Origin of the sequence: Microcoleus sp. D3_18_C4, from assembly GCF_036702355.1 — a bacterium.
GTDB lineage: Bacteria > Cyanobacteriota > Cyanobacteriia > Cyanobacteriales > Microcoleaceae > Microcoleus.
This window is the reverse complement of the sequence record NZ_JAUBTF010000106.1, coordinates 1-12,495: the sequence shown is the minus strand read 5'-3', so window position 1 is coordinate 12,495 and position 12,495 is coordinate 1. Positions and strand designations below refer to the sequence as shown.

Sequence of the window (12,495 nt, the reverse complement as noted above, 5' to 3'; positions counted from 1 at the left end):
TTTCGGCTCCGAGTTAACAATTTTTCTTAATTTTACATCATCTTGCATTTGTCTCACATTTATTTGAAATTACTATACATCTCAATCCGACCGCTATTTTTTGTTCTGGTAATCTTTCGGCCAAAGCTTCGACCATTTCTACTTCTTCTAAGCAGTCCAAATTGACTATGGAACCAGCCAAAATAGCTTTTTCCAGGTCTTCTTGTTGCTTCAGTGGGCCATTGAAAATGATTCTAGTTGGCGGTACGCCGATCGCGATCGCTAAATCATACTCCATTTGGGAAACAACTTCGGCATATCCTCCCATAGAATGCACGGTTTGGCATAGCTTGGGAATGTAATTAGTTTTGTAAGAATAACCTAGGTTGGTATTGGGATAAATTGAGCTAAAACCCTGAAGAAATTCTTTATAGTTATTTTCAAAGTGTCTAATATCCAAAATGAAAAAAGAATCGCCATATTCTTTTTCTAACTTATGAAGTGTTTGCCAAGAGAGTGCCATTTTTCCATCCTTATACTGCTAAACATTGAGCGGACAACGACGCGCTTTTACTTTTGTCGGAGGCGTCAGATGCACTTCAAATTCTCCCACCAGTTTATATTGTATAACGCACCCTACTAATTATTGTCAATTATTTCCCGTGAAATCTTCAACTGTGGCATGATTAGCTTGGCTGATACCTTCTTTTTTAACTACTTTCCATACCGTCAGGAAAAGTATTTTCAGGTCAAGCCACAAACTCCAATTATCCACATACCAAACATCAAGTTTGAATTTTTGTTGCCAAGAAATGGTATTGCGCCCGTTAATTTGTGCCCACCCTGTAATTCCCGGCATCACGTCATGCCGGCGTGCTTGTTCGGGACTGTAGCGCTCTAGGTATTCTACCATTAAAGGACGCGGCCCCACAAAACTCATATCACCCTTAAGAACGTTCCAAAGTTGGGGTAGTTCATCTAAACTGGTTTTCCGCAGAAATTGACCGATCGCTGTCAGGCGTTCTTCATCACTTAAAAGATTGCCATTCGAGTCGCGATCGCTCGTCATCGTGCGAAACTTGTAGAATTGAAAAACTTCGCCGTTTTGGCCCGGCCGCGGTTGCGTAAAGACAATTGGGCTACCCATGCGAATGTAAATGGCGATCGCCACTATTAGTATCGCGGGAGAGAAAACCAAAAGGGCGATCCCGGCTACTAATCTATCTAATATTGATTTCAATAACCTACTAATCTTTTTGAGGTTATTTTCTTGCTTAAAAGAGGAATTCATCCACAACGCTCCTGGCTAAAATGACCTTTTCCTGCTAGTTAAATCAATTCAACGATTTTTTTGATTCTACCGATGTCGTTCAATATCTCCTGAGTATTATTGTATCTTTTTTTGGGATCGTGTTCTATTGCTTTCTCGATTATATTGGCAAACTCGTCTGAAACTCCCTTCGCATATTTACGCCAGTTTATTTTTTCTGTCTTCTCATTGTACATCGCCTTATCTCTTGGAAACTTACCCGTTAATAGAAATACAAAGCTTTTCCCCAAGGCAAAAATATCTGTCTGGGGCGTGCAATAATGTCTATTTTGTTCTGGGGCCGTATATCCATCTGTTTCATCGCCCTTACCCAATAAAAGCATAGCGCTATAAATCGTAATAGCATAAGTCTTATAGAACAAATTTATGCGGATAGCTGCGCCAAAATCAATCAACACGAACTGTCCGTTATCCTTCCGCATAATATTGTGTGGCTTGATATCCCGATGCAAATATTTTTGCTCGTGAACCACTTTTAAAATACTTGTAATTTTTTCCAACCATTCTAAACCCTGTTCGGCCGAAATTGGTTGATTTTTTTCCACCCACTCTTCTAAATTACAACCATCTATCTTTTCCATTACTATGCAGTGCAATCGTTCTCCTTCATTCAGTTCATATTGAAAATAGCTGTCACATTTAGGAATACCCGGATGATCGAAATGACTTAATACCTTTACTTCTTGCCGGAACAATTGGATAGCTCTCCTATCTTTACCATGAATCTGATTGAGAACTTTTAAAATTTTTGTTTTTCCTCGGTCTTCTACTTCGTAAACGTTACCAAATCCCCGATTGATTCGGATTATGCTTGTGACCCTATAGCGATTTTGTAACATTAAGTCACTGCCACAATTAGGACATTTTCGCCCTGCGTATTCCACTGGTTGATGTGAAGCAATGCAATTTGGATTGATACAAATAATCATTGTTAGTTGGCTAATGTCCTGATAGTTTTCACTTTGAGTTTCCTCAAACCTCCTGATATAAAGCTTCGTATTGCTTGAGGATTTCTGGGACGCTATAAGCTATCATCTTTTCCCGCGCCTGCTTACCCATCTGTTTGGCATCTTCTGGATTATCCAAAATCCATTCCATTGCTTTGGCCATTCCCTTGACATCTCCTAATTTAACTAACAAGCCATTTCCCTCTACTAATAAATCGCGGGTGCCGCGAATCTCTGTACCAATAACAGGAACTTCCATGCACAAAGATTCCATCACACAATTAGGAAGACCTTCTTGGTCGGAAGCAATCAGAGTAGCTACAGAGGCACGCATCAAAACGGGAATATCTCGTCGCAATCCCAAAAAATGCACTTGCTTTTGAATTCCCAACTCGGATGCGAGTTGCTGCATTTCCTGTAAAATTCGGCCATGGCCGGCAAAAGCTAAGTGAACTTGAGGCCGTTCTAGTTGAGCTAATGCCTTTAAAATATCCCAAGGACGCTTGCGAGGAATAAATTCAGCCACTGATAAAAACACAGAGTTTTCCGGTGCCAATCCCAACTCTTGACGTACTCGCATTATCTCAGCTTCAGAAATAGCATGGGGATTAAAGCGATCAATATTTAATCCAGTTCCGGGAATGTAATGGACTCGTTCGGCAGCAATCAAACCATAACGTTTTGCCGCTGCTTCATCTTGCCGATTAACCACTACTAGATAGTCCGTCCAAGGCCCTGCAATCTTTTCCAGTCCCAAGAATATCGCATTTTTATGCGGTGCCCCTCCTTCGTAGAAGTGAAAACCTTGGGCTGTGTAGATTACTTTTACTTTTCCCTGCTTTCTCCAATTATTGAGAGCGTAGCGGGTAACAAAAGCAGCTACAGGCGTAGAAACATTTACTAAGTCGTATTGCTCTTGCAAAAATGCCTGCCGAACTTGTGCGGGAGCAGTAATCAAATTTTTGGGCTCCAGGGGATTGCGCGACCATTCAACATCCCAAACGCGATCGAACAATTGTGAGTATTCTTTGCTAGTGGAAAGTTCTTTCGCCATTGCATCTACCTGCCAGCCTTGCCCGCGCAAATGCTTGGTCAAAGGCAGAAAAAAGTCAAGGGTTTCCGGGATAGTAGTAACAATTAAAAGTTTCTTCATATTTTTTGTTTCTCTTTCAACCATCCTTCTGTTTGCTCTCGCACGTAGCGATAAAATATGAGCCGCTGCTGGCGGAGAACTTCATCGGTATACTCTTTGGCTTTCTCCAAGTTACGGGCAGACATCCGCGCCATGCGATCGGGATCTGTTACTACCTCCCGAATTTTACTCGCTAAGGCTGCTACATCACCGGGCGACACCATATCTTCATCAGGCAGTAATTCGGGAATGCCACCGACGGTAGAGCCAATACAAGGCAAAGCTCTTGCCATTGCTTCTACCATTGCTCTGGGCAAGCCTTCTTGGTATGAGGGGAGAATGAAAAGGTGGGCGCGATCAAGCTGGGCGCGTACTGCATCCCCAGATGGCAACTGACCGAGGAAAGAAACTCGCTTTCCCAAGCCCAATGCTTTGGCTTCTTCTTCCAGTTCTGCTCTGTATTGGCCATCGCCAACCATAATTAATTCAATATTGAGCCCCTCCTGCATACAGATTGCCACAGCTTCAATCAAAATATTGGGAGCTTTATATAGTTGGGCTAAGGAACCTACAAACAGGAGCGTAAAAATTCCTGTTTCCCCGCGCAGGGGACGGGGTGCAGCCACGAGCGAATCTTCTAAAATTTCTACATCCGATACACCAATCGATAAATTGGGGCAAGGATATCGTTTTTGTAAAGCTTCTTTGGTCACATAGGCAGCAGCACAGGCTTCTTGACATTCCCGCCGCAAACCTCTGGGAAACCACCAACGAAAAATAGGGCGCAAGGGATGCTTGATAGAACCGGGCGCAAACACATCATAAGGGTCTGCCACAATTTCCACACCGTAAGGATGTCTTTCTTTACACAACATCGGTTGGATGCAGGAAGCAATTTGGGAACTCAGCCTTAAAATCACCGCATCATCTGGGCTAACAGCATTTCTGGCCGCCTGTTTGACTTCTCGCGCCTTGCGGAGATACTGCCAAGGGCCGATGTAGTATGGAATGGGGGCAAAGGAAACTCCCTCGCCGTCTGCGCGTTGCCAATCTGAAGGCACGCTGGGTACATCGCGGGTACGGGCTACTACGCTGACGCGATCGAATACTTCTAAGTAGCGCGTCCAGAAGCTATAGGGAAAGGTTGTTTGCGTCCACACTTTTCCATCGGGCGTGCGATCGAATCGATATTCAAGAGTTACAATAACTTTCATCTAAAACCTCATCTCCTGTAGCTCAGTCACTCCAACCATCGAATTAATATACAGCCGATTCCCGGTTTATCAAGTACACTCTTCACCAATTGGTAAACCAGTTTCGACTCAATTGAGTCTACCACGTCTCCGTGGAATATGCTGTATTTAGCCTTTCAGTCTATAAACTTGAACTTCCACTGGTTTAATTAAACCACTGAGTTTGCCGTTTTTGAAACTCATACTGGCCGGAGAATCTGTAAACATTGGGTTTGCTTGGATGATATTTTTCGGCAATTCAATTGTGACCTCCGAGTCGCGATCGAAAGAAGTATTAATAACAACTGCTAAAGCTTCTTTTCCGGACTGCCAAATTCCAGTCAATATGTTATTATCCCCCGATTTAAGGTTTTTCAAATTACCATTTAGTACGAAGGAATTAATTGCTTTTATTTCGGGCACTAAGTCTTTCATTTTTTCCCACAACTCAGGTTGGGCTGCGGGTAAATTCCAAACAGAGTCGTGATAAGTATAATAAATAATTCCCTTGGCACCAGCCAAAATTGCTTGATAAGTCATATTTCGCACTTCTTCAAAGGTTGGTGCCCGCGTACCTTGTTTGTATTTGGGATTTTCTGGTTCTTCTACTGCCCAATCGAATGTTTGTAAATTAGCATAAACTGCTTTATGACTAATTTTTTTTACATATTCTCTTGTAAACAAAATTTTACGATAAGCAATAGATAGTTCCCTTCCCTTTCCAAAAATAAGGGGATATGCTTGCATGGCAATTATATCCGAACAATTGGTAAAATGTTCAATTTTTCTTGAGCCACCACTCACGTAGGTAACATGATTGGGAGCTATGGTTTTTGCCTGGTAGTGAGATGCTAACACATCATTTGGAGTAAACTTACCTCTATCGACATCATCGGCTATACTCCAACCCAGCACGGCTGGTTTATTTTTAAATTGCTTGACTAAATTTACTAAACCAATCTTATTCTGCTCGGTTAAAACGTAAACACCGAGCCGCCCCGCTTCGTCGAGAAATTCGCCATAATCCTTGAGGTTTGTAGCCGAAGCGTGAATGGTGTTGAATCCAGCAGCCGCCATGTCCTTTAAAGCATCTATTCGCTCTTTAGCTGTTGTTCTCCATGAAACATGATAAAACCCAAACGGAAAGAAAGGTTTATTATTAACCATCGTAGTACCATCGGAGCGGATCTCAACTTTAATGTTTTGGTTGGTGGCGTGATTAAATATATTGCTGGCGCTACAAGATAAGGGTGAATCGATAATACCCCAACCAATGAAACAAAAAATGATAGATATTATAAATAATCCCCCAAATAAAACTATTTTATAAAATTTGTATTGCTTTTTAATCCAAATAATCATTTTTCATTTTCTCCCTTTGGGCTAATATCATTCTTCGAGGATTTGGGTGATTTTCCGCCAGTAGCATTTAAAGCTAGGGCACCAAAAAAGTAAATCCACCACATAGTATTAAGTTGCGGCCCTTTAAAGATAAAGAAATCAAAAAACATGGAAACTCCCGAAGCAAAGATTCCGCAGTTAAAAATGGGAAATTCTGCCCCCCAGAGATTGCCAAGCAAAAGTCTCCCCAAAATTCCCCACAAAAACAAAAAATAGAACAGCCCAGGGATTCCTAGTTCGACAATTAGTAAAAGAAAAGTTGAGTGCGGGTGGTACAATATTTGAGCATAGGGGTTCCAAACCAAATCGAAATACTGATCGGTCTCGCGAGCGCCCTCAACGTCTGGAATGTACCACGGCCAATAAGAACCGTAACCGGAACCAAAAAAGTTAATACTATCATCTCTATTTTGAATGATTTGCAAAGATGCGGAATAGGTATTACCTCTTGTATCATCTTCTAAAGATTGCAGTCGATCGGTTTTGGCTTTAGAAAAAAATAGTAGCCCAGCTAGGGTTGTAATAACAAGCATTAATGAGAGCGCTATCATTGCCTGTTTTTTATTTTTTAGAAATAATATTACTAGCAGGAAAAACAAGAAAAAAACTAACAAACCAGCCCGCGAACCCATGCCGAATAAAGTCAACATCAAAGAAAACAAAACACCTGCCTTAAGTATCCTATCTTTGGGGCTTTTAAGAATCTCTTGTAGGGAAAAAGCCAGAGCAGGTACGATCAGAAAATATCCGGTACTAGCTTCATACAAAGGGCCTTTAACTCGCTTGATTCCAAATTCGCTAGCAGTGTCATCACCTTCACCGCCCAACCCCAAAGATAAGAAAGAGGTGGCTGAGTAAAGCAAACTCACAGCGGCGATATATACTGTAAATGACCAAAGAAATTGATGTATGGCTTCGGGTGACCTTTTATTGATAACGTTATAGCCCAATAAAAATGCCGATGCAGCTACAATCAGAGTGTATAGCATAGGCAATAAATCACGATTGTGCAGACCGCTCCATTCGCAAGACAGAGCAGCGTAACCCAATAAAAAAATCATTACTAGCGGTAAGTAATAATGCCAACCTTTGGAGCAGTATTTGATAGGACGATTATTAATAGCTGGCACTAAGAGGTAGAAAAAAGCAACTGCTATATTGATGATGTCTCTCAAGTTGATCGGGATTGATTCAATTTCCAGCCAGGGAACTTTAGTTGACGGTAAAAGCGACCACATAACCAAAGTGAACCAAAACGGCGCTCTGATCAGAAAGGGACTTAAACGATTGATATCAACGGCTCGTTGCCGGGAAGTTAGCTTCATAGACTTCTGCCAATTTTTTGAGACCGATCGGAATATTGAAAGGGCTATTTTCGACGCTAGCTAAGGCATCTGTTTGGTTAAAGCCCGATGTCGTATCTGGTGCTGCTAGAATGGTTTCTGCCCAGGTGGAAGGAGATTGTGACAAAGAAAGTCTTTGTACTAAAGGTTTTATAACATCTGCTTCTTCTGGTACTACATCTGAGAAAACACAAGGCAAACCTGCTGCTTGTGCCTCGATTAAGACCAAGCCCAAACCTTCGTAAAGGGATGGCAAGACAAATGTATCCATCGCCCCAAGCATCAATCGGGGTACATCCGATCGCAGTCCTGCAAAGATGACATATTTATCTAAGCCCATTTCGATCGCTTTCTGCTGAATCTGGGGACGCAGAGATCCATCACCCACCAGTAAAAGTCGTAGATTTGGTTGTTTTTGGGCTATCGATGCTGCGATTTCCAGTAAAAATAAATGGTTCTTTTGTTCTTCAAATCTACCGACATGACCGATGACAAAGGCATCCGCAGGAATTCCTAATTTAGACCGAATAGAGAAGCGATCGACGCCATCGCGAAATGGAGCGAGATCGACACCACAATAAAGAATCTGGCAACGGGGATCTCTTGCCCAGCCCGAACCAAACAAGGAAACTGCGGCTAAACGACTAGCTGCCAAACCAATTGTTTTATAGCGGGCTATCCACCATTTCGTTAAAGCTATATATAAGCGCCGAGATAATCCGGCTTTGGTTTCCAGGGAAGAAGTATCGTTATGGCTGTGGGCAATGCGAATGGGCACGCCCGCCTGTTTTGCCAAGCGGAGAACATAACCGCTAAAGTTATGAACGTGACTGTGTACGATGTCGTAAGGGCCATATTCCCTGACAAGACGTTGGAAATTGTGATCGTACAGTCTGGGTTGGAATGGATCGAGACAGGGGATAATCCGACTGCCCAAGGCGCGAACTTCCTCATCGTAAGCGCAGGGTTCTGTTGTATGGACTAGAAAGTCCATTTGAAAGCGATCGCGATCGATGTTTCGCAAAACGTGCATCAGCCAAGTTTCAATCCCCCCTCGGTTCATGCCACCTACAACATGGAGTATTCGGATGGAAGGCTTATCAAATAACATCTTCTGCTGATTTTTTCCTAATGTTTTGCGATTTTGTTGATGGCATGAATAAGCACTGCCAAGCAACTGACAATTTGGATAACAGATCCCAAGATCAGCGATATCGCTGCCCCCCGCAGTCCCTGAGTGGGAATTAACCACAGACAAATTAGGGCTGAACTAGCTGTCACCACCATAAACAAAGGCATTTGGACACGGAAGTACCGCGCTGCGGTTATACCGTAGCCCAGAAAGTATGATAAGTAATTAATCCCCGCTGCTACCATCAGCAACACGAACACATCCACTTGCTGAGCATACTCAGGATCATAGAGAAGGGTGAGGATCGGTCGCCCAGCTACCACCGCCACCACCACACCTGCACTACCCAGCCCGAGCGCAATTCCCACTAACTTGAGGAGCAACGTGCGGAAACTTTTACTATTGCCTGCTGCGTAGTATTTCGCAAGTCGGGGACTGACTGACTGTGCCAGGGCACTAATCACCATTTGACCTGCCACTATTAGATAGGACAAGGCGCTGAAAATGCCCAGTTGATGTGCGCCTAAATAATGCTCGATAAAATAGCGAGGAATATTAATGTTTAGGGAGATCAGCATCATTACGAAACCTAGCGGCAGAGATAGCCATAGCAACTTGGTTAAGGTTTTGAGATGCCAGCGCCGTAGCAACTTATTTTTTGGTTGGGATATGGGGTTTTCATCTGTATTTGGCAACTGTTGAGGGGAATTCGAGAGTTCGTCCTCCTCCCCTTGTCTTTCCGTCTCGATTTCATCCGCAGGCGGGGCATTGAGCAACAATATACCGCTGGGGATGTCGTAGCTGACCAAAACGAAAGCCCAGGCAATCGCCAATCCCACTGAGCCTACGAAGACGCTGCCTGTCAGGTATACTCCGGCACCTAACATTAACAGGGACAGGGTGCCTCTGAGCATCAAGGACAGGGAAATGCGATCCATTCGTTCGTGGTGTTGGAGCAGTCCGTAAAATATATCGCTGATCGACTCGAATGCTTTGGCGAAAGCGAGCGCGACGACAACCAGCAATATATCCCAGCTATATCCAGAACTGATGGTAATTACGAAGATGATTAGAAATGCAAGCGCAGTGCCGATCAGCCGCAGACTCAGATAATCGCTAAACAAATACTCTTTTCTGGCATCGGTTGCCTGGATCGATCGCAGTTGCAGATTTGTCAGCATGAATACAGGTGCTGTCACGGCAAGACCCAAGGTAAATTTACCCACCATTTCAGGACTGCCCAATTTAGCAAGCACCACCAACATCCCCCACTGGGAAGCCGCATAAACGAGATTGCCAGTGAAAGTCCAGGAAAAATTCCGGCGTAATGTTAGTGGTTTCAACTGTTGCATTAGTAACTAATTACCTGCTTGCTAATTGGTGAATTCCCAATCGTGTATTTTCCATTTCAAAGTTATTCACAAATGCCCCATTAACTTTTAACAGCCATAGCCCCCATCAATTTTTCTACCTTATAGCCTTCTACAGGCTTAGAGAAAAAGTATCCCTGTCCGTAGACGCACTTCATAGATTTTAGCTGAGCTATTTGCCAGCTTGTTTCTACTCCTGTGGCAATCATGCCCATACCTAACTCTTGAGTTATGGCAATAATTTTGTTAAAAATTTCTAAGTTGGGGTTGCTAGCATCAAGCCCGCTGACTAGAGAGCAATCTAGCTTCAAACTGTCAAATTTCCCATACTTCAGCCGCGTCAATTGGTAGAGCTGAGTTAATGATACATCACTAAGACCACAGTGGTCGATTTGTACTTGCACACCTAAAGTTTTAAGTTTGAGAAAAACAGACCCAGCCAACTCGGAATTTTCCGTCACAACATATTCAGGAATTTCTAACCTCAAACTCGGAGCATCAAGATTTGTTTCTTTCAACATTTTGGCAATCGTCTCGATTAAGTCTGCTTGGAAAAACTGTTTGCTAGTCAGATTCACGCTGACTGTGAGGGGAGTATTAACGCCAAATTCCGACTGCCAAACCCGCATCTGGCTGCAAGCTTGCCGCAGGACCCACTCGCCAATAGGAACAATCAAGCCCGTTTCTTCTGCCGCTGGTAGGAATTCGTCTGGCCAAAGCAAACCTCGATTCGGGTGCTGCCAGCGCAACAGCGCTTCAAAACTACTAATCTTATTAGTTTCCAGGCAGACGATCGGCTGATAGTAAATCCGAAACTCCTCATTGGCAAGAGCCACCCGCAAATCATTCTCTAACTGCACAGATGCTGCACTGCTAATTTTTGCTGGAGCGGTTGTTTCTGTGGCTGTATTTGCGGGCAAATTGGCTGTTGAATATCCGGGTACGTACTCAGGCACTAACTGCTGTAACATTGAGACTATTAAATTGGTATCATTGCGATCGCCCGCTTGACAAAGGGCTTCTACTTCCTGATCAATATTTTCTTTCACTAGGCGGCTGGCATTGCCAAGACTGAGAATTTTTTCGTGTTTAGTGCGGTTGTATTTCTCGCCCGGAATAAACAGTTCTTCAAACAATTTTTCTCCCGGTCGCAGCCCTGTAAACGCGATTTCTATGTCTTTGCCCACTTCATATCCTGAGAGCCGAATCAAATCCTTTGCCAAATCAACAATTCTGACTGGTTCTCCCATCTCAAGCATGAAAACTTCCCCGCCATTGCCGATCACTGCTGCCTGCAAAACCAGTTGAACTGCTTCGGGAATTGTCATGAAATAGCGAGTGATATCTGGATGAGTAATTGTGATCGGCCCGCCCTCAGCAATTTGTCGTTTGAAAGTAGGTACGACGCTACCGCGGCTGCCAAGAACATTACCGAAACGAACCACTACAAAGGGGTTTTGGCTTTTTTGGGCTGCTTGCAGCACCAGCATTTCGGCAACTCTTTTGCTAGCTCCCATAATGCTAGTTGGATTCACCGCTTTGTCGGTGGAAATCATCACAAATTGTTCCACATTGTATTTCAATGCCAGATCCAGCAGATTTTTCGTCCCCCGCACATTATTAGTAATCGCTTCCGGCGGGTTTAATTCCATCATGGGTACGTGTTTGTGAGCTGCCGCATGAAAAATGATGTCTGGTCTCACTGTTAGAAAAACGTACTCTAAGCGATCACGAAAGCGAATATCGGCCATAAAGGCTGTCACGCGAGTAATATCTGTTTGGGTTTTGCTTGTCTTTTTGAGTTCTGACAGGACTTTTCCTAATTCTTGTTGAATGTTGAATACAGAATTTTCTCCGTGTCCGACGATGATGATTTCCGCAGGCTCGCACTTTAATATTTGGCGACAAAGTTCGCTGCCGATGGAGCCACCCGCACCGGTAATTAGAACTTTCTTGCCTCCAATCAATCCCAAGACTTTCTGGGTATCGGTTTGGATGGGGGCGCGGCGGAGCAAGTCCTCAATCTGTACTTCTCTGAGGCTACCTAAACTGACGCGACCTTTGATGATTTCATTGAGGCCGGGGAGGGTGCTGGTTGGAATTCCAATTGACTGACAAATTTCTACGATTTCCCTAATCTCTTTTCCCGGAGCTGAGGGGATGGCAATTATGACTTTGCCGATATTTAGCGATCGAACTACTTCCGGAATGTTACAGCGATTGCCGACTACAGTCAGTCTGCCAATCTGCTTGGAGATTTTTTTGGGGTCGTCGTCAATGAAAGCGATTGGATCGAGCCCTACCTCTGGGCTCCTCTGCATCGTTTGCATTAGAGATGTGCCTGCACTGCCCGCACCGACTATCAGGACCCGATCGCGTTGCTGAACTTTCCACGGTTTTTGGTACCATCTTTCGAGGGATGGAATGCTGAAACGAAGGGCTGCAACTAACAAAAAGCTGATGATAGCGTCTAGTAGCGGCAGCGATCGTGGCAGATTTGCGATCGGCGAATTATTTAGCTGGTAAAGTTGTTGGAACAAGATAATTTCCACTGCTAGTACAGCTCGGCGTAAGTAGACAGACTATATTTGTGGTAGAATAACATAGTTAGTTTAGACCAGTTTCGGTA

The 12,495-nt window shown here is 43.7% G+C and carries 10 protein-coding genes; all 10 read right to left on the bottom strand.

The features are described 5' to 3' along the window. Positions 1-37 precede the first annotated feature (37 nt). The 10 genes from QUA90_RS28945 to QUA90_RS30615 all read right to left on the bottom strand — a co-directional run bounded on the left by QUA90_RS28945 (position 38) and on the right by QUA90_RS30615 (position 12,418). Positions 38-502 carry a hypothetical protein gene (locus tag QUA90_RS28945; protein ID WP_333448628.1) on the bottom strand — a complete coding sequence of 155 codons (465 nt, stop codon included), beginning with the start codon at positions 500-502 and terminating at the stop codon, positions 38-40. A 126-nt stretch (positions 503-628) separates the two neighbouring features. Then, a complete protein-coding gene (locus QUA90_RS28940) occupies positions 629-1,270 on the bottom strand; it encodes a sugar transferase (protein WP_333389613.1) in 642 nt (213 codons plus the stop codon). A 38-nt stretch (positions 1,271-1,308) separates the two neighbouring features. Continuing rightward, entirely contained in the window at positions 1,309-2,238 is a 930-nt protein-coding gene (locus QUA90_RS28935) for a serine/threonine-protein kinase (RefSeq protein WP_333448627.1), read from the bottom strand. 43 nt (positions 2,239-2,281) lie between these two features. After that, positions 2,282-3,409: a glycosyltransferase family 4 protein gene (locus tag QUA90_RS28930; RefSeq protein WP_333389618.1), complete on the bottom strand. Its 1,128-nt coding sequence runs from the start codon at positions 3,407-3,409 to the stop codon at positions 2,282-2,284. Beyond that, complete coding sequence (locus tag QUA90_RS28925) at positions 3,406-4,602, bottom strand: glycosyltransferase family 4 protein (RefSeq protein WP_333448626.1); 1,197 nt, start codon at positions 4,600-4,602, stop codon at positions 3,406-3,408. Before QUA90_RS28925 ends, QUA90_RS28930 begins: the two co-directional genes overlap by 4 nt. Positions 4,603-4,749: 147 nt before the next feature. Then, positions 4,750-5,982, bottom strand: a complete 1,233-nt coding sequence (locus QUA90_RS28920) for a hypothetical protein (RefSeq protein WP_333448625.1) — start codon at positions 5,980-5,982, stop codon at positions 4,750-4,752. Next, on the bottom strand, positions 5,979-7,346 hold the full coding sequence (locus QUA90_RS28915) for an O-antigen ligase family protein (protein WP_333448624.1): 1,368 nt from the start codon (positions 7,344-7,346) through the stop codon (positions 5,979-5,981). The genes QUA90_RS28920 and QUA90_RS28915 overlap by 4 nt, the downstream gene beginning before the upstream one ends. Then, positions 7,315-8,475, bottom strand: coding sequence for a glycosyltransferase family 1 protein (locus QUA90_RS28910; RefSeq protein ID WP_333448623.1), 1,161 nt, complete (start codon positions 8,473-8,475; stop codon positions 7,315-7,317). The genes QUA90_RS28915 and QUA90_RS28910 overlap by 32 nt, the downstream gene beginning before the upstream one ends. Before the next feature lie 17 nt (positions 8,476-8,492). Further along, positions 8,493-9,848 carry an oligosaccharide flippase family protein gene (locus QUA90_RS28905; protein WP_333448622.1) on the bottom strand — a complete coding sequence of 452 codons (1,356 nt, stop codon included), beginning with the start codon at positions 9,846-9,848 and terminating at the stop codon, positions 8,493-8,495. 80 nt (positions 9,849-9,928) lie between these two features. Further along, complete coding sequence (locus tag QUA90_RS30615) at positions 9,929-12,418, bottom strand: polysaccharide biosynthesis protein (RefSeq protein WP_445300151.1); 2,490 nt, start codon at positions 12,416-12,418, stop codon at positions 9,929-9,931. Positions 12,419-12,495: the final 77 nt, after the last annotated feature.